We start from the raw sequence: 22,622 nt of genomic DNA, 5'->3' as shown, positions 1-22,622 counted from the left end.
ATCATGGGCAAGCTCAACGACCTGAGCGCCGCCGGCACCGCGGTGTGGCTCGACTTCGTAGACCGCAAGTTCCTGCACGAGGGCGGCCTCAAGAAGCTGGTGGAAGCCGACAGCCTCAGCGGCGTAACCTCCAACCCCGCCATATTCGAGAAGGCGATGGGGCATGGCGACGCCTACGACCAGAGCCTGACGGCCTATGACAAGGATCACGAGGGCGCGGCGACGATCGACCGTTACGAGCATCAGGCGATCGAGGACATCCAGGCCGCCGCCGACACGCTGCGCCCGGTCTACGACAAGCTCGACGCCGCCGACGGCTATGTCAGCCTGGAGGTCTCGCCGTACATCGCCGACGACACCGACTCGACGATCAGCGAGGCGCAGAAGCTCTGGAAGCTAGTCGACCGGCCCAATCTGATGATCAAGATCCCCGGCACGCTCGCCGGCGGCCCGGCGATCTCGGCCACCATCGCCGCCGGGATCAACGTCAACGTCACGCTGCTGTTCGCGCAGGACGCGTATCGGCGCGTCGCCGAGGCCTATGTCACCGGGCTGGAAGAGCGGGTGCGGCAGGGGCAGCCGGTCGACCGGCTGGCGAGCGTCGCCTCCTTCTTCGTCAGCCGCATCGACGCCGCGATCGACAAGAAGATCGACGCGCTGGGCACCGACGAGGCCAAGGCGCTGCGCGGTAAGGTGGCGATCGCCAACGCCAAGCTGGCATATGCCTGGTATCGGGACTTCATCGCGTCGGACCGCTGGCAGGCGCTTGCCGCCAAGGGCGCGCGGCCGCAGCGGCTGCTGTGGGCATCGACCGGCACCAAGGACCCGAGCTATCCCGAGACGCTCTATGTCGACCAGCTGATCGGCCCCGACACGGTCAACACCATGCCGCCCAAGACGATGGATGCGTTCCGCGAGAAGGGCACGGTGACGGAGACGCTGACGGAGGATGTCGAGGGCGCGCGCCGGGTGCTGGCCGACGCCGAGCGGCTTGGTCTCGACCTCGACGGCGTCACGGACACGCTGGTGGAGGAAGGCGTCGCCTCCTTCGCCAAGTCGTTCGACGACCTGCTCGGCGCGATCGCCAAGAAACAGCCGGCGGCTGCGGCCTGACTATCCTTCACCACCGAAAGTCTGAGAACATGAAGATCGGCATCATCGGCTTGGGCCGGATGGGCGCGAATATCGGCCGCCGGCTGATGCGCGGCGGGCACCAGGTCGTCGGCTTCGACCATGGCGCGGACGCGGTGGCGGCGCTGGTCGCGGACGGCGCCGAGGGCGCGTCCTCGCTGGAGGAATTGCACGGCAAGCTCGACACGCCTGCGATTCTCTGGGTCATGCTTCCCGCCGGCGATCCGACCGAGCAGACCGTCAACGCGCTCGCCGACCTGTGCGGCGAGGGCACGATCATCATTGACGGCGGCAACACCTTCTACAAGGACGACATCCGCCGCGCCAAACAGCTGGCGGAGAAGGGCGTTCACTATGTCGACGTGGGCACGTCCGGGGGTGTGTGGGGCCTGGAGCGCGGCTATTGCATGATGATCGGTGGTTCGAAGGATGCGGTCGACCATCTCGACCCGATCTTCGACTGCCTTGCTCCCGGATTGGGCGACATCCCGCGCACCCCGAACCGTATGGCGCAGGAGGGCGAGGATCCGCGTGCCGAGCACGGCTACATCCATGCTGGTCCGGCCGGCGCGGGGCATTTCGTGAAGATGGTCCATAACGGCATCGAGTACGGCCTGATGCAAGCCTATGCCGAGGGCTTCGACGTGCTGAAGGGCAAGAAGTCGGACAAGCTGCCCGAGGATGAGCGCTACGACCTCAACCTCACCGATATCGCCGAGGTCTGGCGGCGCGGATCCGTTATCTCGTCGTGGCTGCTCGACCTCACCGCTGCCGCGCTCGCCAAGGATCAGATGCTGTCGAGCTTCTCCGGCAAGGTCGCCGACTCGGGCGAAGGCCATTGGACGATCGAGGCGGCGATGGAGGAGGCGGTGCCGGTCAACGTCCTCGCTTCGGCCCTGTTCACCCGCTACCGGAGCCGGGTGGAACACACCTTCGCCGATCAGGTGCTGTCGGCGATGCGCTTCGGCTTCGGCGGGCATGTCGAGATGCCGCAGTGAAGCCAGACGTCCGTCGCCTCGGCCTTGTGCCGGGGTCCACTGCTGATCCGGGCTTGCTGCCCAACCATTCGGTTATGCGCTCGGGCCGGGCGTGGATGCCGGCACGAGGCCGGCATGACGGAGTGTGCCGGTGAGTCCGATCCGGCTCGTCATCTCCGACGTGGACGGCACGCTCGTCGATAAAGCGAAGCAGCTTACCCCCGCCACCGCCGACGCCGTGCAGCGACTGCGCGAAGCCGGGGCGGGGTTCACGATCATTTCGGCGCGTCCGCGTTCGGGCATGATGCCGATCGCCGACACGCTCGCGATCGACGCGCCGATGGGGGCGTTCAACGGCGGCCTGATCTTCCGTCGCGACGGCTGGATCGGCGAGCACCATGTCGTCGACCCGGTGGTCGCGCGCGGCGTATTCGAGTGCCTCGATGGTCTGACGGTCGATCGCTGGGTGTTCGCCGACGACCGGTGGTTCAGCTCGACCGATCAGGGCGTGCATGTCGATCATGAGCGTATCGCGTCCGATCAGGAACCCGAGATACGCGCCGACTTCGCCGACCTGCTCGACCGCGCCGACAAGATCACCTTCGTCAGCGACGCGCCGGACGTGCTGGCCGAGCTGCACCGCCGCATCAACGCCCGATTCGCCGGCCAGGCGACCGTCGCGCAATCGCAGACCTATTATCTCGACATCACCGCGCTGGCGGCCAACAAGGGCGCGGGCGTCGTCGCGCTGACGGCCGCGCTGGGCACCGATCTCCAGGCGACCGCCGCGATCGGCGACCAGTTCAACGACCTGCCGATGATCGAGCAGGCCGGTTACGGCGTCGCCATGGGCAATGCGCCCGACAAGGTGAAGGCTGCGGCCGACGCGGTGAGCACCGGCAACGACCAGGACGGCGTCGCCCACGCCATCGATACCTTCATCCTCCCCCGCATCGGAGCCTGAACCCGTGAAGCAGCTCGTCGCCTTCGACCTCGACAACACGCTCGCCGCGTCGAAACAGCCGCTTGAGCCGTTCATGGCCGAGGCGCTGGCCGATCTGCTCGGGGTCGCCGACGTGGCGGTGATCTCGGGCGGCGACTGGCCGCAGTTCGAGAAGCAGGTCGCCAGCCGCCTGCCAGAGCGCGCCAACCTGCGCCGGCTGTGGCTGATGCCGACGACCGGCACCAAGCTCTACACCTATGACGAGCGCGGCTGGCGCGCCGTCTATGCCGAGCTGTTCGACGACGCGACCAAGGACAGGATCAAGGCCGCCTTTACCCAGTCGCTCGACGCGACCGGTTTCACGCCGGTGCAGACCTGGGGCGAGCTGGTCGAGGACCGCGGCAGCCAGATCACCTTCTCCGCGCTCGGCCAGCAGGCGCCGCTCGACGCCAAGGAGAAATGGGACCCCGATTTCGCCAAGCGCAAGGTGATCCAGGCCGACCTGCAGCAGCGCCTGCCCGGACTGTCGATCAACATGGGCGGCGCGACCTCGATCGACATCACGCGCGAGGGCGTCGACAAGGCCTATGGCCTGCGCAAGCTGAGCGACACCTCGGGCTTCCCGCTCGACAGCTTCCTGTTCATGGGCGACGCGATCTTCCCGGGCGGTAACGACTATCCGGCGAAGACGATGGGGCTGGACACGGTGAGGGTGCGCGACCCGCAGGAGACCGCCTCGGTCATCGCCGGCATCGTCGCCTGGGGCAAGTGACGGGCGGATTTCGCCTGCATGACGGGCGAGGGCTGTCCTATCTGTCCCCGATCTGTCACCCTGCCGGAATGCCCAATCCGCCCGCCCGCAACATGCGCAAGCAGCCGTCACTCGCGATCGGCCCGCGCCGGGGAAAAATGCGCATCGGCGCGGACCTCGCCAGCCTCGCCGCGCTGCTCCTCGCCACCCCCGTCGCGGCGAAGACCTATGAGCTGAAGGCGACGCCGCAGACCGTCGCCTGGGGCCATTACGACGCGAGCGACAAGCCGGTGCTGACGATCCGCTCCGGCGACACCGTCGTGATGCACACGATGCTGACCAACAGTCCGACCGGCCTGGAGCGGGCCGGCGTCGCGCCCGCAGACGTCGAGCCCGAGCTGCGCGCGCTCTACGACGGCGTCCCCGCGAGCGCCCGCGGCCCCGGCGGCCACATCCTGACCGGCCCGATCGCGATCGAGGGCGCGATGCCCGGCGACACGCTGGAGGTGCGCATCCAGCGGATCGAGCTCGCCATCCCCTACGCCTACAACGCCTTCCGCTACGGCGCGGGCTTCCTGACCGACGACTTCCCCTACGCGCGCATCAAGATCATCCCGCTCGACCGGAAAGCCAATCTGGCGAACTTCGGACCGGGCGTCCGCGTGCCGCTCCACCCCTTCTTCGGCAGCATGGGCGTCGCGCCGCCGCCCGCCTTCGGCCGCTACGACTCGGCACCGCCCACGATCAACGGCGGCAACATGGACGATCATTCGCTGGTCGCCGGGACGACGCTCTATTTGCCCGTCCACGCGCCCGGCGCGCTCTTCCAGGCCGGCGACGGCCATGCCGGCCAGGGCAATGGCGAGGTCGACATCACCGCGCTGGAGACGTCGCTGGTCGGCACGTTCCAGTTCGTGCTGCACAAGGCGGGGGAGGGGCTCGCCACCACCTACCCGCGCGCCGAGACGCCGACCGCCTATATCGCGATGGGCTTCGACGACGACCTGTCCAACGCCACGCGCAAGGCGCTGCGGAATGCCGTCAATTTCCTGGTCGTCGCGAAGGGGATGAGCCGCGACGACGCCTACATGCTCCTGAGCGTTGCGGGCGATGTGGAGGTGACCGAGCTGGTCGACCGCAACAAGGGGGTGCACGTCGTCATTCCCAAGGCGGTTTTCACGGCCAAGTAACCGCGGGAGCGCCTTACTCCACCACCGGCAACAGTACCGCGCTGGCCGTCGACCCGCCGCGCAGCAGCGTTACCGTCTGCGCCTTGTACTCGCCGGGCTTGGCGTAGAAGATGTTCGAGACATAGGTCTGCGGGTTGCGATCGTAGAGCGGGAACAGGCTGGACTGCACCTGCACCATGATGCGGTGCCCCGGCGCAAATATATGGTTCACCGTCGGCAGCCGGAACTTGTATTCCTGCGGCCGGCCCGCCGGGATGGCGGAAGGGTGCGCCGGGTCCTTGCGGTAGCGGCCGCGGAAGATGTCGAGGCTGACGGCGAGCTGGTAGCCGCCCATCTTCGGATCGGTCGCGTTCTCGGACGGGAAGACGTCGATCACCTTGACGACGAAATCGCCGTCGGTGCCGGTGGTCTTCGCCCACAGGTCCGCGATCGGCGGTCCGGCGACGCGCAAGGCCTTGGTGAGCACGGGCGTCTGGTAGGTCATCACGTCGGGTCGCCCGTCGGCAAAGCGCTGGTCCTGCACCAGCCAATCGCCCCAGCGCCCGTCCTCGAAGTTCACCGGGCGCGGCAGATGCGGAACGGGCTTGGCGGGGTCCGCGACGTAGCTGTCGCCTCCCGCCGCCGCATGCTCGAAGCCGAGCCCACCGGCCGCCTGCAGGTAGATCGGCGTCAGCCCCCTGGCGCAGCCGTCGCAGGCGAGCGGCCAGTCGGCGAAGCGGTCCCAATGGTTCTCCGCGGTGTTGTAGATCGCGGCGGCCGGCAACGTCGCCGGCGGGCCGTCCTTCAGATATTGGTTGAAGTACGGCAGCACCATCTGTTCGCGGAACTGGGCGGCGGTGTCGCCCTCCCACTTGAACGGCCCGAGCTCGTAGCCGACGCGGTTGATCTGGCTGTGCCGCCACGGCCCCATGACGAGATGGTTGTTGCCGAGCTTGCCCTTGGCTTTCAGCGCCTCCCAGCTATGGACGGCGCCCCACATGTCCTCCTGGTCCCACAGACCCTGCTCCCAGATCGTCGGCACGTCGGACGGATTGGCGGCGAGCAGGCGGACAAGATCCTGGCCCTGCCAGAAGCCGTCATAGGCCGGATGCTGCGACATGCGCGTCCAGTATGGCAGCTGGTCGTAGCCCGACTTCCTGGCCCAATCGCCGGCCGAGCCGATGTCGCGGAAATTGTCGTAATCGTCCCAGCCGCCGGTGGGCGGCGCCTTGCCTTCGCCCTTGTAGCCGGTCTGCGCGCCCAGCCAGGCAATGTTGGCGAGCCGGAACGCGCCGTAATGGAACCAATCGTCGCCCATCCAGCCGTCCACCATCGGGCTCTCGGGTGCTGCGACCTTCAGCGCCGGGTGCGGGTGGAGCAGCGCCATCACTACCGTAAAGCCCTCGTAGGAAGAGCCGATCATGCCCACGCGCCCGTTCGACTCGGGCAGGTTGGCCTTCTTCACCAGCCAGTCGATCGTGTCGTAGGCGTCGGTGGTATGATCGACGCTGGTGTGGTTGAGCGGCCCGATCACCGGCCGGGTCACGACGTAATCGCCCTCCGAGCCATACTTGCCGCGCACGTCCTGATAGACCCGGATGTAGCCGGCCTTGACGAACGGTTCGTCCGCCAGCGGCAGCGTGGCCAGCATCGACGGGCTGTCGGCGCGATTGGCGCGTGCCTTGGCGTTGTAGGGGGTGCGGGTGAGCACGATCGGCGCGTTCACCGCGCCCTTCGGCACGACGATGACGGTGTAGAGCTTCACGCCATCGCGCATCGGCACCATGACGACGCGCTTGTCGTAATCGCGATCTGCCTGCGGTGGCGTGAAATTGTCCGGGATGTCGCCCGCCGTCTCGGCCCGTGCGCCGGCGTCCTTGGGCCCGGGGGTCACCTGCGCCGTGGCGAGGCTCGCAGGCAGCGCGGTCGCGGCGAACAGCAGGAAAGCACGGCGCATCGTCATTCTCCCGTCATGGACACGTGTCTTGTTGCGGTCTCCGGCTCGTGCGTAAAGGGCCGAACAGGAGAGACGCCATGACGATCGACCGACGTTCGCTGCTGGGGCTGCTCGGCGCGGGCGTAGCGCTTCCCGCCGACGCCGCTGCGTCGCCGCCCGCGCCCGCGTTGTCCTTCGCGCACGGCGTCGCCAGCGGCGACCCGACTCCGGCGGGAGCGATCCTGTGGACCCGGGTTACGCCCGACGACCCGACACACGCTGCGCCCGTCCCGCTCACCTGGCATGTCGCCGACGGCGATCGCATCGTCGCCAGCGGTCGGGCCGAGGCGCGAGCCAGCCGCGACTGGACGGTCAAGGCCGAGCCCAAGACGCTGAAGCCCGGCGCGGAATACCGCTATTGGTTCGTGGCCGGGCGCGTGCGCTCGCCCGAGGGCCGCTTCCGCACGCTGCCGACCGGCGCAACGCCGGACGCGGTGTTCGCCGTCGTCACCTGCTCGCTCTACACCGCGGGCTTCTTCAACGCCTATCGCGCCATCGCCGAGCTGCCGCGCGTCGACGCCGTCGTCCATCTCGGCGACTACATCTACGAATACGGCCAGGATGGCTATGGCGGCGCGATCGGCAAGAAGATCGGCCGGCTGATCGAACCCGCGCACGAGGTGGTGACGCTCGCCGATTACCGCGCCCGCCACGCGCACTACAAGGCGGACCCGGACCTGCAGGCCGCCCATGCCCGCGCGGCGATGATTGCGGTGTGGGACGATCACGAGACGGCGAACGACAGCTGGGTCGGCGGGGCGGAGAACCACCAGCCCGCGACCGAAGGCGATTGGGGCAAGCGCAAGGCCGCAGCGCTCCAGGCCTATTTCGAATGGATGCCGATCCGCGATCCCCGCCCGGGCCAGCCCTGGGCGGCGATCAATCGGTCGTTCCAGTTCGGCGATCTCGCGACGCTGGCGATGGTCGAGACACGCCTACTCGCCCGCGCCGAACAGACGGAGATCGAGAAGCACACTGACGCTGCCTTCTACGCCGAGGCGGTGAAGCGCCAGAACGATCCGGCGCGCGAGATGCTGGGCGAGCCGCAGCGGCGCTGGCTGGAAGGCGTGCTCGCCGCCTCGGTCAAGGCGGGGACGCCGTGGCAGGTGCTCGGCAATCAGGTGGTGATGGCGCGGGTGGTCGATCCCGTCATCGATCTCGCGCGGGTGCCGGAAGCCTACCGCGCCAACGTCGCGGCGGCGGGGGCGGCACGCGCGGCAGGGCTGCCCTCGGACCTGGACGGCTGGAACGGCTATCCGTTCGCGCGCGAGCGGCTCTACGCCAGCCTCCGGCGGGCCGGCTCGCGGCCACTGGTGCTGTCGGGCGACAGCCATGCCTTCTGGGCCAACCAGCTCCACGACGAGCATGGCGTGCCCGTCGGCGCGGAGCTGGGGACGAGCGCCATCACCAGTCCGTCGATCGGCGATGCGATCCCCGACGTGCCGGTCGGCCGCATGCTGGAGGAGGCCAATCCCGAGGTGCTGTTCTGCGACCAGCGCGCCAAGGGCTTCATCCTGCTGACGCTGACGCCGGAGTGCGCGCGGGCGGAGTATCGGGCGGTCTCGACGGTGATGGCGAAGCAGTTCGAACGACGGACGCTCGTCACCTACGAGGTGCGCGCCGGCGATCCCGGCGCGACGTTGCGGCGGGTGTAGCTACGCAGCCCGGCGGGTCTCCAGCCAGGCTTCGGCCTTCGCCAGCGCCTGGGCGTCGTCGACATCGATCCAGTCGAGCCCCGTGCAGTCCACCAAGCGGGCCTGCGCGGTCTGCGCCAGCATCCGCACGCCATCGCTCAGCGTCGGCATGCGCAAGGTCGCGAGCGCCGCGAACAGCGCCGGGCCGACGGCGAACACGCCGGTGTCGTGGGCGTCGTAGTCGCGCAGCCCCTTGCCGATCGCGACGATGCGGTCGCCCTCGGTCCGCACCCGGGTCACATCGTCCGGATCGACCCAGGGATGCGCCAGCCGCCGATCGACGCCGAGCGTCAGCCCGTCGCCCGCGCTCGCCGCCGCGACGCGGGCGTAGAGCGCGGGCGAGACGAGATGATCGCACATCGCCAGCAGCGCGTCTTCACCGCCGCACGCGGCCGCCGCGGCCAGCACCGACACGCCGTTGGGCTGGAGGTAGTCGGGCGTGCGCACCACCTCCACGAGCAGCGCCGCGGTGGTGCCGGCCAAGTGTGTCGCGATCGCGTCTGCCGCATAGCCGAGCACCACGACGACCCTGCGCATTCCCGCTGCAGCGAGCCCGGACAATGCATGATCGATCAGCGGCCGGCCCGCCACCGGGCACAGCGGCTTGATCGGCGCGGAGGCCCGCAACCGGCTGCCTTCGCCGGCCGCAAGCAGGACCGCGGTGTCGATCATGCGAGCTCAAGCGGCCTTGATGAAGGCTTCCACGGCGTCGTACGCCAGGTCGTCGGTCATCTGCTGGCGCGGGTGTTTGCAGAAATAGGCGCTGGCCGGATCGATCACGCCCTTCAGCCCCCGGTCGCGCGCGATCTTGGCGCAGCGGATCATGTCGATCGCGACACCCGCCGAATTGGGCGAGTCCTCCACGGACAGGCGCAGCTCCAGGTTCATCGGCACACCGCCGAACAGCTGCCCCTCCATGCGCAGGAAGCAGACCTTGTTGTCGTTCTGCCACGGCACGTAATCGGACGGGCCGATATGGACGTTTTCGTCGGCGAGCCGCTCGGCCGCGACCGACTGCACGGCCTCCGTCTTGCTGATCTTCTTCGACGTCAGCCGATGGCGGTTGGACATGTTCAGGAAGTCGGTGTTGCCGCCGGTGTTGAGCTGATAGGTGCGATCCAGCTTGACGCCGCGCTTGGCGAACAGATCGGTCAGCACGCGGTGGACGATCGTGGCGCCAAGCTGAGCCTTGATGTCGTCGCCGATGATCGCGACGCCCGCCTGCTCGAACCGCGCCGCCCAGGCAGGGTCGGACGCAATGAAGACGGGGATGTTGTTGACGAAGGCGACGCCGGCCTCCAGCGCGCACTCCGCGTAGAACTCGGTCGCCTTCTGCGAACCGACCGGGAGGTAGTTCATCATCACCTCGGCGCCCGAGCGCCTGAGTTCGGCGACGATTTCCGCCTTGCTCGGCTGATCGGCGCCGGCGACGACGAAGGTGCGATCCTCCTGATACTCGTCCATGTGCTCGGCGATGCCGTCCATCACCGCGCCCATGCGCACGACGGTTCCGGTCGGCTGGACGTGGGGGGCAAAGATGGCGGTGCAGTTCGGCTTCGCGAAGATCGCCTCCGCCACATCCTTGCCGACCTTGCGGCGATCGACGTCCCAGGCGGCGACGACCTTGATGTCGCTCGGGCGATAACCGGCCATGTCCCAGTGCATCAGGCCAACCGTGTCGTTGGCGCCCTCGCGATAATGCTCCAGGCCCTGGACGAGGCTGGAGGCGCAGTTGCCGATGCCGACGACGGCCACGCGGATCTGGGACATTCTAGGCGGTTCCTATGCGATCAAGGGAGGGCCGGTCGCTCACCTGGAGGCGGGACCGGGACGTGAAATGCTGTTCGACACGGCGGTGCCAGACCATGCCGCCGATCGCGACGGCGGTCAGCGGCACGATCTCGAACCACCAGAAGAGAGCGGGGCTTCCGAGCAGGCAGGCGAGCGCGATCGCGAGGACGCGCGTGTTCGCCGACAACAGGATCATCAGCCGCATCGGGGCGACGGCGAGCAGGCCATAGGCTGTGCCGAACCCGGCCGGATCGCGGGCGGCGGCGAGCGCGGCTTCGAACGGGCGGCCGAGGCGATCGATGCTGCCCGCGAGCGCGTCATAGCCGCGGACCAGCGGATTAGGGGATGGCACGGGCGAGGCGACCAGCGCCTGCCCGCGAAGGCGGCGGTGAAACCGGTAGCGCTCGCCCTCGTACAGCGACGCCTGCACGGCATGAGCGGCCCCGGCGATGACCGCCAACGTCCAGCCCTGCGTGGTGCCGATCGTGCACGCGATGGCCACGTAGATGAGGATGAAGATCAGATGATCGCACACCCCGTCGAGAAAGCGACCGAGCGCGCTGGCGGTGCCGGTCGCGCGGGCGACCTTGCCGTCGAGCCCGTCCGCCACCAGCCAGCCGAGCGCGAGCGCAAAACCGAGCACTACCAGCCCAGCCTGCGTCCAGTGCGCAAAACAGGCAGCAGCGCCGATGCCGAGCGCCAGCCCGCCCAGCGACACGGCGTTGGCGGGGATGCGCCACCGTATCGCCCAAGGCACGAGCGTCTGCGCCAACGGGTGGATCAGCAGTCGGTTCGATGGATCCTCGATCCGGCGATCGCGCGATCCATCCGGGGGAGGCGTTGTCATCAGAACTTCACATTGCAGCCACCTCGACGCTTTTGCAAGCGAGGGGGCGCGTTTGCCGCCGGATCGGCTGCCGTAAAGCCGTCATTCAGGGCAGATGCGCGGCGAGCTCGTCGAGCCACGCCCGCGCGGTGCCGTCCGATGGTGCCCGCCAGTCCCCCCGCGGGCTCACCGCGCCGCCCGCCGAGACCTTGGGCCCATTGGGCAGCGCCGATCGCTTGAACTGCGAGCCCTGGAAGAAACGGACGAGAAACCGCTGCAGCCACAGCCTGATCGTCGGCAGGTCGTAGGCCGTGCGCGCGTCGGCGGGGAAATCCAGCGGCCAGCGCCCCGCGGTCGCGTCGCGCCAGGCGTGCCAGCACAGAAACGCGATCTTCGACGGCGCCAGCCCGTGGCGGAGTACGTAATGCGCGAAGAAGTCGTTCAGGGCATAGGGACCGACCTTCGCCTCGGTGCTCTGCAGCGCGCCGGACGCATCCGCCGGGATCAGCTCGGGCGAGATCTCCTGCGTCAGGAGCCCCTCCAGCACCTGGTTCGTCATCGCGTCATACTGGCCGGTGCGGATCGCCCAGCGGATCAGGAACTGGATCAGCGTCTTGGGAACGCCGGCGTTGATGCCATAATGCGACATGTGGTCGCCGACACCATAGGTGCACCAGCCGAGCGCCAGCTCGGACAGGTCGCCGGTGCCCAGCACCATGCCGCCGCGCTGGTTGGCGAGGCGGAAGAGATAGTCGGTCCTCAGCCCCGCCTGCACGTTCTCGTAGGCGACGTCGTAGACCGGCTCGCCGCGCGCGGCCGGGTGACCCATCGTCGCCAGCATCGCCTGGGCGGCGGGGCGGATGTCGATCTCCTCGGCGGTGACGCCGAGCGCGCGCATCAGCGCCCAGGCGGCGCCGCGCGTGCCCTCGCCGGTCGCGAAGCCGGGCAGGGTGAAGCCGAGGATGTCGGTGCGCGGCTGCCCGAGCCGGTCCATCGCCTTGGCCGCGACGATCAGCGCGTGCGTCGAATCGAGCCCGCCCGAGACGCCGATGACCAGCTTGCCGCGCCCGGTGGTGGCGAGCCGCTTGGCGAGCGCCTCAACCTGGATGTTGTAGGCTTCGTAGCAGTCGGCGTCGCGCTTCTCCGGGTCGTTCGGCACGAACGGGAAGCGGCGGATGGCGCGGCGGAGCCCCAGATCGGCGTATGCGGGCGCATGGCGGAAACCGATCCGGCGGAAGCGCGTCTCGGGCTGTCCGGCGAGCGCCGCGGCGTCGTTGAAGGTGCCGAACCGCATCCGCTCCTGCGCCAATCGCTCCAGGTCGATGTCGGCGACCACCATGTCGCCCGACGTGAAGCGCTCGGACGCCGCGAGCTGCTCGCCCAGTTCGTAGATCAGGCCCTCGCCGTCCCAGGCGAGGTCGGTCGTGCTCTCGCCGGGGCCGGCGGCGGCATAGGCATAGGCGCACACCGCGCGCGCCGATTGCGCCGCGGCGAGCATCGCCCGCTCCCGCGCCTTGCCGATGACGATGTTGGACGCCGACAGGTTGCAGCAGACCAGCGCGCCCGCCAGCGCGCCGGCGGTGGAGGGCGGGGTAGGCGCCCAGTAATCCTCGCAGATCTCGGCGTGGACGACGAAGCCGGGTACGTCCTCGGCGGCGAACAGCAGGTCGGTTCCGAACGGCACCGCCTCCCCGGCGATGTCGATCGTGAGGCCGGTCAGCCCCGCGCCCGAGGCGAACCAGCGCTTCTCGTAATATTCGCGGTAGTTGGGCAGGAAGGTCTTGGGCACGACGCCCAGCACCCGGCCGCGCGCGACCGCGACCGCGCCATTATAGAGCCGCCCATTGCGCGCCAGCGCCGCGCCGACGAGCAGCAACGGCCGCAGGTCGGCGCTGGCCGCGACCACCTGGGACAGCGCGTCGCGCGTGGCGCGCTGCTGGGCGGACTGCAGGTGCAGGTCGTCGATCGCGTAGGAGGTGAGGCAGAGCTCGGGAAACACGATCAGGTCGACGCCGTCCGCATCGCCGGCGCGGGCCAGCGCGATCACCGCGTCGGCATTGGCGAGCGCATCGCCCACCGACGCGGCCGGCGTCGCGGCGGCGACGCGGATCATGCCGTGGCTGTGGATCGAATAGAACGGGTGAGACATGGGTGTGTCATAACGCACATGCCCTGCCTCGTCATGCTGGCCATCTGCCGGCATCCACCGTCGGCGACGCGCTCAGCGGCTCGGAACGCGGGTTGCGATCGGCGCGGATGCCGGCACAAGGCCGGCATGACGGCGACCCTGTACGGCATCCGCAACTGCAAGCAACCGCACACGGTTGTGCGCGGAAGCTCGACGGGCGCTTAATGTCCGCTTGTGGTGGTTAGCGGACGTCCGCCTTCCGTTATTTGTGCTGCTTAGTTTAGCCGATCCTTTACCTGGATGAGCTAAATATGACCAGGTACACGCCTAGGCGGCGTCGTTCTAGGTCGTCTGAGGCGCACCATGCATGTTGGTCACACTGGTTGGGCGGTCCTCTTGGCCGTCCTCGTAGCCACTCTCGCCGTAATGTGGCGAGCACAACGCTCGCTGAAGTCAAATCCACCCATCGAGTCTCACAGGGGGAAAAAGGCACAGGCGATTGGAGTCTATGTCGTCGTAATGCTTGCGGTTTTCGCCATAATTATTTTCTCTGACTATCTACCCTACCGAAAGCTGGTTGCGATACAGCAGCATGGCGGGCGCGCCGATGGGACCGTTGACAGCATCTACGTCGCTGGATGTGGCAGGAGCGGCCCGTGTACTCTTGGCGTCAGGTACCATTACTCCGCGCCTGCGCCGGAACATGGCGGGTCAATACAACTGATGGGAGATGAGCTTCTGGGTCCGGATCGTTCCGATGATCCATACTACGTTTACGCCAGCTCTAAAGGCCATGTTCCTATCGCATTTGACTCCGAACAGCCGCAGGAATCTGCCCTAAACTTCGACGATAGCGTGTTCACAGGCGGCCAAGCGTTTCGGCGGCTAGCACAGATGAAGTCCTTCGCTGAGACGCTGCTAATTGCAGCAGCCATAATGTCGTTAGTCTTGATTGCTGCGTTGTTTGGATTGAGATGGGCGAACGCTGCTAGGACATGACATCCGGATAGTGGAATTGTAGATGTTTATGCTGGCCGAGTTGCCTAGAATTACGTTACTGGGAAGCCAGCCGTGCGAAGTCCGCCCCCGCCGAATGTCCGCAACTGGGCGCAAGCAGCCACAGGAGGGGATGGGAATGGGGTTTTGTCTACATGGGATTTCAGACTGCGACACGGTGAAGAAGGCGCGCGCCTGGCTCGACGCGGCGGGCGTCGCCTACGCGTTTCACGATTACAACACCGCCGGCGTGCCGGAGGCGGAGCTGACCGGCTGGGTCGATCGGCTCGGCTGGGAGGCGCTGCTGAACCGGGCCGGCACGACCTTCCGCCGGCTTCCCGACAGCGCCACGCACAGCCTCGATACCGGGCGCGCCGTCGCGCTGATGCTGGCGCATCCCTCCACCATCAGAAGGCCCGTGCTGACCGCCGGGGACACGCTGCTGGTCGGCTTCAAGCCGGAACGCTATGCGCACGCGCTCACGCCATAGGAGAGAACCATGCCCACCGCCCGCTGGAACGGCGCCGTGATCGCGCAATCGGACGACACCGTCGTGGTCGAAGGCAATCACTATTTCCCGGCCGACAGCATCGACGCGTCGCTGCTGGAGGAGAGCGGCACGCACACCCATTGCCCGTGGAAAGGTGAGGCCAGCTACAAGACGCTGGTCGTGGATGGCGCGCGCAACCCGGACGCCGCCTGGTACTATCCCGATCCGAAGCCGGCCGCGGCCGAGATCAAGGGCCGCTACGCCTTCTGGAAGGGCGTCCAAGTCGCCGGCTGAGCCCGGCGCGCCGCGCTTGCAACGCGCGGCCCATCCGCGCACATTCGGCGGGGGCATGGGGAGGACGGCATGGCTGGAGTTCGACATCGCGCGCCGGGCTGGTTCCTCGCCGCCGCGGTCGCGCTGCTGCTGTGGGGGCTGCTCGGCTGCTATTCGTGCGTGCAGCAGCTCCGGCTCGGCGCCGACGCGATGGGGTCGGCGACCGCCTATGACCGGACGCTCTACGCCTCGCTGCCGACCTGGTATAACCCATGCTTCGTGGTGGCGGTGCTGAGCGGCACAATGGGCGCGGCCGCGCTGCTGGCGCGATCGCGGGCGGCGACGGCGCTGGCGGTGGTCGCGCTCCTCACCGTCGTGATCATGTTCGGCTATATGTTCGCCGCCACCGACCTGATCGCGCACAAGGGCGTCGCGACCGCGGCGGGGTTCCCCATCGTGGTCGCCGCGATCGCGTCGGGCCAGCTCTGGCTGTCGCGGCAGGCGGCCCGGCGCGGCTGGACCGGCTAGCCCGGCGCGGCCGCGGCGCGTAGACCAGGCGGATGTCCACCACCTACACCATCGACAGCTCGACGAGCCGCGCGACACCGGTGTCCGCGCCGATGAAGCGGCTCACCGTTCCCGCCGTCAAGCGGCGCAAGGCGGAGATCGCGGACGGCCGCGGCGAGCCGCTGGTGATGCTCACCGCCTATACGGTGCGGACCGCCCAGCTGCTGGATCCGCACTGCGATCTGCTGCTGGTGGGCGATTCGCTCGGGCAGGTGGTCTACGGGCTGCCGTCGACCGTCCCCGTCACGCTCGACATGATGGCAGCCCACGGCGCGGCGGTGGTGCGCGGCAGCTTCCATGCCGTCGTCGTGATCGACATGCCGTTCGGCAGCTACGAGGCGTCGCCGGCCCAGGCGTTCGAGAGCGCCGCGTTCCTGCTCAAGCAGACCGGCGCGGCGGCGGTGAAGATGGAGGGCGGCGCGGCGATGGCGCCGACCGTCGCGTTCCTGTCGGAGCGCGGCATCCCGGTGATGGGCCATGTCGGGCTCACGCCCCAGGCGGTGAACATGCTCGGCGGCTATGGCGCGCGCGGGCGCAGCGAGGCGGAGGCCGCCAAGATCGTCGGCGACGCGCGCGCGGTGGCCGAGGCCGGCGCGTTCGCGGTCGTCGTGGAAGGCGTGGTCGAGCCGATCGCGATCGAGATCACGCGCGCGATCGACTGCCCGACGATCGGCATCGGCGCGTCCGCGCAGTGCGACGGACAGGTGCTGGTAGCGGAAGACATGCTGGGCCTGTTCGAGCGCACGCCGCGTTTCGTGAAGCGGTTCGACGATCTCGCCGCGCGGATCGGCGACGCCGCCGGGCGCTATGCCGCCGAGGTACGCGGTCGCGCCTTTCCCGGACCCGAACAGACCTACGCGCCACGGGCGTGACCCTTTCGTTTCGTGCCGGCCGCGGCTAAGGCAGCCGCTTCCCCCTCACCGGAGCCCGCATTGGCCCAGCCGCCCGCCACCAACGAAGCCTTTCTGCGCGAGGTCGACGACGAGCTGCGCCGCGATCAGCTGGTGGCGGCGTGGCGGCGCTGGGGCCGGCTCGGCGTCGCCGCCGTGCTGATCGCGCTGGCGCTGTTCGGCGGCTGGCTGTGGTGGCGCAACCATGCGGAGCAGACCGCGGGCGTGGAGGGCGAGCAGCTGCAGGCCGCTTACGACCAGATCACCGCCGGTCAGACATCGCAGGCGAGCGCGGCGCTGACGGGCCTCGCCGGCTCTCGCCGCGACGGCTATCGCGCGCTGGCCGCGCTCGCCCAGGCCGACCTGCTGCTGCAGAAGAACGACGCCAAGGGCGCCGCCGCTAGATTCGCCGCGGTCGCCGCGGACGGATCGCTCGGCCAGCCGTTCCGGGACCTCGCCCTCATCCGCCAGACCACGATCGAGTTCGACGGACTGCCGCCGCAGACGGTGATCGAGCGGCTGCGCCCGCTCGCCGTTGCCGGCAATCCGTGGTTCGGCACCGCGGGCGAGCTGACCGCGATCGCCTATCTCCGCCAGAACCGCCGCGACCTCGCCGGGCGGATGTTCGGGCAGATCGCGCGGACCGACGGCGTGCCCGCCTCGCTTCGTCAACGCGCGGTTCAGATGGCGAGCATGATGGGCGTCGATGCCGCCCCCAGTCCTGGAGTGACTCCCCGACCATGATGTCCACTTTCCGGCAGCCGCTGGTCGCCGCGGCGCTGCTCGCGCTCGCCGGCTGCGGCGTGTTCAAGGGCGCTCCCAAGAAGACGCCGACGGTCGGCAACCGGGTGCCGATCCTCGTGTCGGAGAACGCGATCGCGGCCGACCCGTCGATCGCCGCCGTCCAGATCGTCCTCCCCGCCGCCACGACCAACGACAGCTGGACGCAGTCCGGCGGCAACGCCGCCAAGTCGCTCGGTCAGCTGACGCTCGGCGACGCGCCCGCGCGCGTCTGGACCGCGGCGATCGACGGCGGCTCCGATCGCGCCCGGCTGGCGGCGACGCCGGTGGTCGCGGACGGCAAGCTGTTCGTGGTCGACGTCGATGCGGTGGTCTACGCCTTCGACGCCGCGACCGGCGCGGCGCTGTGGAGCACGCCGCTCGCCGAGGGCAAGAAGGGCCGGCCGTCGCGGTTCGGCGGCGGCGCCAGCTATGACGACGGCAAGGTATACGCGACCGACGGGCTGGGCGACGTCGCCGCGCTGACCGCCGCCGACGGCAAGCAGCTATGGAAGGTGCATCCCGGCGGTCCGCTGCGCGGCAGCCCCACGATCGCCAACGGCGTCGTCTACGTGTTGAGCCAGGACAACCAGCTCTTCGCCCTCAACCAGGCGGACGGCTCGGTCAGCTGGACGACGCAGGGCACGGCGGAGAACCAGGGCGTGTTCGGTGTCGCCGCGCCCGCGGCCGCGCAAGGATCGGTGATCGCCGGCTTTTCCAGCGGCGAGCTGAACGCCTATCGGTACGAGAACGGCCGCGTGCTGTGGCAGGACGCGCTGTCGCGCACCTCCATCTCCACCTCGGTTTCGTCCGTGTCGGACGTCGACGCCGATCCGGTGGTCGATTCCGGGCGGGTCTACGCGGTCGGGCAGGGCGGGCGCATGGTGGCGCTGGAGCTCGGCACCGGGCAGCGGTTGTGGGAGCAGAATATCGCCGGCATCTCGACGCCTTGGCTGGCGGGCGAGTGGCTGTTCGTGGCGACCGACGACGCGCGGCTGATCTGCCTGTCGCGCACCAGCGGCAAAGCGCGCTGGATCGCGCAGCTCCCGCACTTCGCCAACGAGAAGAAGAAGCGCGGCCCGATCCTGTGGTACGGTCCGGTGCTGGCGGGCAACCGGCTGATCCTGACCAACTCGCGCGGGCAGATCGCCTATGTCAGCCCGACGGACGGCAAGCTGGGCACCGTGGTGGACGGCAAGACCCCGTTCACGCTGCCGCCGATCGTGGCGAACGCGACGATCTATACGCTGGACCAGAAGGGCCGGATCACCGCCTATAAGTGACGGGACGACGCGGGTCGGCTAGGGTCGCCGCATGCCTCGTCCTACCGTCGCGATCATCGGCCGGCCCAATGTCGGCAAGTCGACCCTGTTCAACCGGCTGGTCGGCAAGCGCCTGGCGCTGGTCGACGACCGCCCCGGCGTGACGCGTGACCGGCGGGAAGGCGACTCGCACCTGCTCGGACTGGATTTCCGCGTCATCGACACCGCCGGGTACGAGGACGAGGACGCAGCATCGCTGCCCGGCCGGATGCGGCGGCAGACCGAAGCGGCGGTCGCGGCCGCGGACGTGGCGCTGTTCCTGGTCGACGCGCGTGCCGGCGTCACGCCGCTGGACGAGGAGATCGCGCGGTGGCTGCGCGGCTCGACGACCCCGATCGTGCTGGCCGCCAACAAGGCGGAAGGGCGCGCGGGCGACCAGGGCGCGCTGGAGGCGCTGCGGCTCGGCTTCGGCGATCCGGTTCTGCTGTCCGCGGAACATGGCGAGGGGATGGCCGATCTGTTCGAGGCGTTGCTGCCGCATCTCGACGGCGGCGAAGCGGAGGCGGAGGCGGAGGACGACGACCGTCCCGACGCGCCGCTCAAGCTCGCGATCGTCGGACGGCCCAATGCGGGCAAGTCGACGCTGATCAACCGCATGATCGGCGAGGACCGGCTCATCACCGGCCCCGAAGCGGGCATCACGCGCGACTCGATCGCGATCGACTGGCGGTGGCGCGACCGGCAGGTCCGGCTGATCGATACCGCCGGAATGCGCAAGCGCGCCAAGGTGCAGGACAAGCTGGAGAAGCTGTCGGTCGCCGATGCGCTTCACGCGGTCGATTTCGCCGAGGTAGTGGTGCTGCTGCTCGACGCGACGCTGGGACTGGAGGCGCAGGACCTGCGCATCGCCGACCGCGTACTGGCCGAAGGCCGTGCGCTGGTGATCGCGCTAAACAAATGGGACGTGGCCGAGAACGCGTCGGCGCTGTTCAATGGGGTCAAGAAGGCATTGGAGGACGGCCTGTCGCAGGTGAAGGGCGTGGCGCTGCTCACCGTCTCGGGGGCGACGGGCAAGGGCCTGGACCAGCTGCTTGAGGCCGCGTTCGAGATCCGCGAGGCCTGGTCGCGGCGGGTCGGCACGGGCGAGCTGAACCGCTGGTTCGAGCGCGCCGTGGAGGCGAACCCGCCGCCCGCGCCCGGCGGCAAGCGCATCAAACTGCGCTACGTCACGCAGGTGAAGACGCGGCCGCCCTCCTTCGTGCTGTTCGGCACGCGCGTCGACCAATTGCCCGCCAGCTACGAGCGCTACCTGGTCAACTCACTCCGGCGCGACCTCGGTTTCGGGGCGGTACCGGTACGGCTGACGTTGCGGAGCGGGCGCAACCCGTTCGATCGGTAAGCAACTATCCGTTTACGCTCTTCCGCTAGGTGCGGACGCTTCACGCCCAGTAAAGACCGGAGGGGCACGTGTCGTTCGAGGGCAGTAATCTGGTGAATTGGGCCGCGTTCCATCAGGCGCGCAGCGAGCTGGGCGCGGGCTTCGTCCGCATTCTCGGCTATTTCCGCGAGGACGGCGTCAAATCCGTGGCGGCGATCGAGGCGGCGATGCGCGGCAAGAGCGCCGCGGCGATGGTGATTCCGGCGCATACGCTGAAGGGCGAGTCGCGCCAGTTCGGCGCGGAGCCGCTGGCGGCGCTCGCCGAGCAGATCGAGACGATCGCGCGCGACTGCGTGGAGACGCACGACACGCCCGACGAAGCGCTGGAGCCGATCGTCCGCCTGCGGACACTATTCACCGAAACGCTCCAGTTACTGGAACGCGAGGCAAATCCGCTGGTCGCGCGCAAGCCGATGGGCGGTGGCGGATTCGGACGCAAGGCGGCGGTGGGCTGAGCCGTCGAGCCATGCCGGCGCGAGGCCGGCATGACGACCGCTACTCCCCGCCTTTCAGGTTGGGCGCGGCGCCGGCCTGTGACTTGTCATATTTCGTCATCGAGTTGAGCTGCACGTAACCACTCGCAGGCATTTTTCGAGCGTTTGGCAGAACCCGGCGCTCAGGCCAGCGCGGCATCCGCCCCCATCAGCTGCGGGAAAAAGCCCTCATGGGCCGCGCGCAGGGCATCGAGCGTCACCACGTCGTCGCGGTCCGGGCGCTCGAAGATCAGGCGCTTGCCGCCGGTCCGCCCCATGGGTTCGACCTCGACCCCCGCGGCATGGGCGGCGCCGAGGAAGTCCACCAGCGCGTGATCGTGTGCGGTGACAATGTAGACGCCCTGATCCTCCGCGAAGAAGCTGCGCGCGCAGTCGAACGGCTGCTTGCGGTCGATCATCGCGCCGATGCCGCCGGCCAGCGCCATCTCGGCGATGGTGACCGCGACCCCACCGTCCGATACGTCGTGCACGGCCGAGAGCAGGCCGTCCGCGATGGCCTGGCGGATCAACCCGCCCGCTGCGCGTTCCGCGTCGAGATCGACGGTCGGGGGCGGGCCTTCCTCGCGGCCGTGGACCTCGCGCAGCCACAGCGACTGGCCGAGCTCGCCACGCCGCGTGCCGACCGCCAGCACAATATCGCCGGTGCCCTTGAACGCGATCGTCATGCTCTTCGCCCAGTCGGCGATGAGGCCGACGCCGCCGATCGCGGGAGTGGGCAGGATGGCGGAGCCGCCGCCCGTCGCCTTGGACTCGTTGTAGAGCGAGACGTTGCCGGACACGACCGGGAAGTCCAGCGCGCGCGCCGCCTCGCCCATCCCGTCGAGGCAGCCGACCAGCTGGCCCATCACCTCCGGCCGCTCGGGATTGGCGAAGTTGAGACAGTTGGTGAGCGCCAGCGGCTTCGCCCCGACCGCCACCAGGTTGCGCCACGCCTCCGCCACCGCCTGTCGGCCGCCCGCGACCGGATCGGCGGCGCAATAGCGCGGCGTACAGTCGGTCGTCATGGCGAGCGCCTTCGCCGTGCCGTGGACGCGCACCACCGCGGCGTCGCCGCCCGGGCGCTGGACGGTGTCGGCGCCGACCATCGAATCATACTGCTCCCAGATCCAGCGCCGACTGGCGAGATCGGGCGAGCCCATCAGCGCGAGCAGGTCCGCGGCGATGTCGCGACAGGGCGGCACGTCGGCCAGCGGCGCAGGCGGCGGCGTGGGGACGTGCGGGCGATCGTAGAGCGGCGCCGCGTCGGTGAGGGGGCCGAGCGGAATATCCGCGACGACGTCCCCCTGGTGCCGAAGCACCATGCGGCCCGTATCGGTCACTCGCCCGATCACCGCGAAGTCCAGTTCCCACTTGCGGAAGATCGCCTCGGCCTCCGCCTCGCGGCCGGGCTTCAGGACCATGAGCATCCGCTCCTGGCTTTCCGACAGCATCATCTCATAGGGTGTCATCCCCGCCTCGCGCTGCGGCACGGCGTCCAACACCAGCTCGATGCCGACGCCGCCCTTGGACGCCATCTCGACGCTGGAGGAGGTGAGGCCGGCCGCGCCCATGTCCTGGATGGCGACGATCGCGTCGGAGGCCATCAGCTCCAGGCACGCCTCGATCAGCAGCTTCTCGGTGAAAGGATCGCCGACCTGGACCGTCGGTCGCTTGGCGTCGGCGTCCTCGCCGAAATCGGCCGACGCCATGGTCGCGCCGTGGATGCCGTCGCGGCCGGTCTTGGAGCCGACATAGACGATCGGGTTGCCGACGCCGGACGCCGCCGAATAGAAGATCCGATCCTGATCCGCGACGCCGACCGTCATCGCGTTGACCAGGATGTTGCCGTCATAGGCCGGGTGGAAGTTCACCTCGCCGCCCACCGTGGGCACGCCGACGCAGTTGCCGTAACCGCCGATGCCGCGGACGACGCCCGCGATCAGGTGGCGCATCTTCGGGTGATCGGGTCGGCCGAAGCGTAGCGCGTTGAGATTGGCGATCGGCCGCGCGCCCATCGTGAACACGTCGCGCAGGATGCCGCCGACGC

At 68.9% G+C, this 22,622-nt stretch carries 20 protein-coding genes; 14 read left to right on the top strand and 6 right to left on the bottom strand.

Annotation, left to right across the window (positions count from 1 at the left end; translation table 11 throughout):
* The first annotated feature begins 3 nt into the window (after positions 1 to 3).
* From tal to ACFE64_RS02930, 5 genes are all read left to right on the top strand, one after another.
* Positions 4 to 1,113 (top strand): transaldolase, encoded by a 1,110-nt coding sequence (gene tal / locus ACFE64_RS02950; RefSeq protein ID WP_375390962.1) that lies wholly within the window; start codon positions 4 to 6, stop codon positions 1,111 to 1,113.
* Positions 1,110 to 2,129 (top strand): phosphogluconate dehydrogenase (NAD(+)-dependent, decarboxylating), encoded by a 1,020-nt coding sequence (gene gnd / locus ACFE64_RS02945; RefSeq protein ID WP_375391009.1) that lies wholly within the window; start codon positions 1,110 to 1,112, stop codon positions 2,127 to 2,129. Before tal ends, gnd begins: the two co-directional genes overlap by 4 nt.
* 130 nt (positions 2,130 to 2,259) lie before the next feature.
* Positions 2,260 to 3,072, top strand: coding sequence for a Cof-type HAD-IIB family hydrolase (locus ACFE64_RS02940; protein ID WP_375390961.1), 813 nt, complete (start codon positions 2,260 to 2,262; stop codon positions 3,070 to 3,072).
* Between the two features lie 4 nt (positions 3,073 to 3,076).
* Entirely contained in the window at positions 3,077 to 3,823 is a 747-nt protein-coding gene (locus ACFE64_RS02935) for an HAD-IIB family hydrolase (protein ID WP_375390960.1), read from the top strand.
* A gap of 68 nt (positions 3,824 to 3,891) precedes the next feature.
* Positions 3,892 to 4,992 carry an acetamidase/formamidase family protein gene (locus ACFE64_RS02930; protein ID WP_375390959.1) on the top strand — a complete coding sequence of 367 codons (1,101 nt, stop codon included), beginning with the start codon at positions 3,892 to 3,894 and terminating at the stop codon, positions 4,990 to 4,992.
* Between the two features lie 13 nt (positions 4,993 to 5,005).
* Here the strand turns inward: ACFE64_RS02930 and ACFE64_RS02925 are convergent, their stop codons facing one another.
* The gene (locus ACFE64_RS02925; protein WP_375390958.1) at positions 5,006 to 6,928 is read right to left on the bottom strand and encodes a CocE/NonD family hydrolase; all 1,923 of its coding nucleotides are present in this window, start codon (positions 6,926 to 6,928) and stop codon (positions 5,006 to 5,008) included.
* Between the two features lie 77 nt (positions 6,929 to 7,005).
* Between ACFE64_RS02925 and ACFE64_RS02920 the strand changes: the two genes are divergently transcribed.
* Positions 7,006 to 8,622, top strand: coding sequence for an alkaline phosphatase D family protein (locus ACFE64_RS02920; protein WP_375390957.1), 1,617 nt, complete (start codon positions 7,006 to 7,008; stop codon positions 8,620 to 8,622).
* On the opposite strand, the gene ACFE64_RS02915 is transcribed toward ACFE64_RS02920, so the two are convergent.
* From ACFE64_RS02915 to ACFE64_RS02900, 4 genes are all read right to left on the bottom strand, one after another.
* Positions 8,623 to 9,333, bottom strand: a complete 711-nt coding sequence (locus ACFE64_RS02915) for an NTP transferase domain-containing protein (RefSeq protein WP_375390956.1) — start codon at positions 9,331 to 9,333, stop codon at positions 8,623 to 8,625. It lies immediately after the preceding gene.
* Between the two features lie 6 nt (positions 9,334 to 9,339).
* Complete coding sequence (locus tag ACFE64_RS02910) at positions 9,340 to 10,431, bottom strand: inositol-3-phosphate synthase (RefSeq protein WP_375390955.1); 1,092 nt, start codon at positions 10,429 to 10,431, stop codon at positions 9,340 to 9,342.
* Position 10,432: 1 nt separating this feature from the next.
* Positions 10,433 to 11,299, bottom strand: a complete 867-nt coding sequence (locus ACFE64_RS02905) for a CDP-alcohol phosphatidyltransferase family protein (RefSeq protein WP_375390954.1) — start codon at positions 11,297 to 11,299, stop codon at positions 10,433 to 10,435.
* An 85-nt stretch (positions 11,300 to 11,384) separates the two neighbouring features.
* Positions 11,385 to 13,427: an NAD(+) synthase gene (locus ACFE64_RS02900; protein ID WP_375390953.1), complete on the bottom strand. Its 2,043-nt coding sequence runs from the start codon at positions 13,425 to 13,427 to the stop codon at positions 11,385 to 11,387.
* 1,114 nt (positions 13,428 to 14,541) lie between these two features.
* Between ACFE64_RS02900 and ACFE64_RS02895 the strand changes: the two genes are divergently transcribed.
* The 8 genes from ACFE64_RS02895 to ACFE64_RS02860 all read left to right on the top strand — a co-directional run bounded on the left by ACFE64_RS02895 (position 14,542) and on the right by ACFE64_RS02860 (position 20,557).
* The gene (locus ACFE64_RS02895) at positions 14,542 to 14,892 is read left to right on the top strand and encodes an arsenate reductase (RefSeq protein WP_375390952.1); all 351 of its coding nucleotides are present in this window, start codon (positions 14,542 to 14,544) and stop codon (positions 14,890 to 14,892) included.
* A gap of 9 nt (positions 14,893 to 14,901) precedes the next feature.
* A complete protein-coding gene (locus ACFE64_RS02890) occupies positions 14,902 to 15,186 on the top strand; it encodes a DUF427 domain-containing protein (protein ID WP_375390951.1) in 285 nt (94 codons plus the stop codon).
* Positions 15,187 to 15,255: 69 nt separating this feature from the next.
* Positions 15,256 to 15,693: a hypothetical protein gene (locus ACFE64_RS02885; protein ID WP_375390950.1), complete on the top strand. Its 438-nt coding sequence runs from the start codon at positions 15,256 to 15,258 to the stop codon at positions 15,691 to 15,693.
* A gap of 32 nt (positions 15,694 to 15,725) precedes the next feature.
* Positions 15,726 to 16,604, top strand: coding sequence for a 3-methyl-2-oxobutanoate hydroxymethyltransferase (gene panB, locus ACFE64_RS02880; protein WP_375390949.1), 879 nt, complete (start codon positions 15,726 to 15,728; stop codon positions 16,602 to 16,604).
* Between the two features lie 60 nt (positions 16,605 to 16,664).
* Positions 16,665 to 17,366, top strand: a complete 702-nt coding sequence (locus ACFE64_RS02875; RefSeq protein WP_375390948.1) for a tetratricopeptide repeat protein — start codon at positions 16,665 to 16,667, stop codon at positions 17,364 to 17,366.
* Positions 17,363 to 18,685: a PQQ-binding-like beta-propeller repeat protein gene (locus tag ACFE64_RS02870; protein ID WP_375390947.1), complete on the top strand. Its 1,323-nt coding sequence runs from the start codon at positions 17,363 to 17,365 to the stop codon at positions 18,683 to 18,685. The genes ACFE64_RS02875 and ACFE64_RS02870 overlap by 4 nt, the downstream gene beginning before the upstream one ends.
* A 31-nt stretch (positions 18,686 to 18,716) precedes the next feature.
* The gene (gene der / locus ACFE64_RS02865; RefSeq protein WP_375390946.1) at positions 18,717 to 20,063 is read left to right on the top strand and encodes a ribosome biogenesis GTPase Der; all 1,347 of its coding nucleotides are present in this window, start codon (positions 18,717 to 18,719) and stop codon (positions 20,061 to 20,063) included.
* Positions 20,064 to 20,131: 68 nt separating this feature from the next.
* Positions 20,132 to 20,557 (top strand): Hpt domain-containing protein, encoded by a 426-nt coding sequence (locus ACFE64_RS02860; protein WP_375390945.1) that lies wholly within the window; start codon positions 20,132 to 20,134, stop codon positions 20,555 to 20,557.
* Between the two features lie 161 nt (positions 20,558 to 20,718).
* Here ACFE64_RS02860 and purL read toward each other — a convergent pair.
* A partial coding sequence (gene purL / locus ACFE64_RS02855; protein ID WP_375390944.1) for a phosphoribosylformylglycinamidine synthase subunit PurL occupies positions 20,719 to 22,622 on the bottom strand: 1,904 nt, incomplete at its 5' end.

Origin of the sequence: uncultured Sphingomonas sp., from assembly GCF_964250165.1 — a bacterium.
Taxonomy (GTDB): Bacteria; Pseudomonadota; Alphaproteobacteria; order Sphingomonadales; family Sphingomonadaceae; genus Sphingomonas.
Note: the sequence above shows the minus strand (reverse complement) of the source record. Positions and strands in the feature narration are given on the sequence as shown.

What these genes read in the sequence shown, in the direction of transcription:
- ACFE64_RS02905 (WP_375390954.1), bottom strand. Translation starts at nt 11,299, where the DNA reads ATGACAACGCCTCCCCCGGATGGATCGCGCGATCGCCGGATCGAGGAT.
- der (WP_375390946.1), top strand. Translation starts at nt 18,717, where the DNA reads ATGCCTCGTCCTACCGTCGCGATCATCGGCCGGCCCAATGTCGGCAAG.
- ACFE64_RS02930 (WP_375390959.1), top strand. Translation starts at nt 3,892, where the DNA reads ATGCCCAATCCGCCCGCCCGCAACATGCGCAAGCAGCCGTCACTCGCG.
- ACFE64_RS02925 (WP_375390958.1), bottom strand. Translation starts at nt 6,928, where the DNA reads ATGCGCCGTGCTTTCCTGCTGTTCGCCGCGACCGCGCTGCCTGCGAGC.
- ACFE64_RS02910 (WP_375390955.1), bottom strand. Translation starts at nt 10,431, where the DNA reads ATGTCCCAGATCCGCGTGGCCGTCGTCGGCATCGGCAACTGCGCCTCC.
- ACFE64_RS02920 (WP_375390957.1), top strand. Translation starts at nt 7,006, where the DNA reads ATGACGATCGACCGACGTTCGCTGCTGGGGCTGCTCGGCGCGGGCGTA.
- ACFE64_RS02915 (WP_375390956.1), bottom strand. Translation starts at nt 9,333, where the DNA reads ATGATCGACACCGCGGTCCTGCTTGCGGCCGGCGAAGGCAGCCGGTTG.
- ACFE64_RS02900 (WP_375390953.1), bottom strand. Translation starts at nt 13,427, where the DNA reads ATGTCTCACCCGTTCTATTCGATCCACAGCCACGGCATGATCCGCGTC.
- ACFE64_RS02890 (WP_375390951.1), top strand. Translation starts at nt 14,902, where the DNA reads ATGCCCACCGCCCGCTGGAACGGCGCCGTGATCGCGCAATCGGACGAC.
- ACFE64_RS02895 (WP_375390952.1), top strand. Translation starts at nt 14,542, where the DNA reads ATGGGGTTTTGTCTACATGGGATTTCAGACTGCGACACGGTGAAGAAG.
- ACFE64_RS02885 (WP_375390950.1), top strand. Translation starts at nt 15,256, where the DNA reads ATGGCTGGAGTTCGACATCGCGCGCCGGGCTGGTTCCTCGCCGCCGCG.
- tal (WP_375390962.1), top strand. Translation starts at nt 4, where the DNA reads ATGGGCAAGCTCAACGACCTGAGCGCCGCCGGCACCGCGGTGTGGCTC.
- ACFE64_RS02870 (WP_375390947.1), top strand. Translation starts at nt 17,363, where the DNA reads ATGATGTCCACTTTCCGGCAGCCGCTGGTCGCCGCGGCGCTGCTCGCG.
- panB (WP_375390949.1), top strand. Translation starts at nt 15,726, where the DNA reads ATGTCCACCACCTACACCATCGACAGCTCGACGAGCCGCGCGACACCG.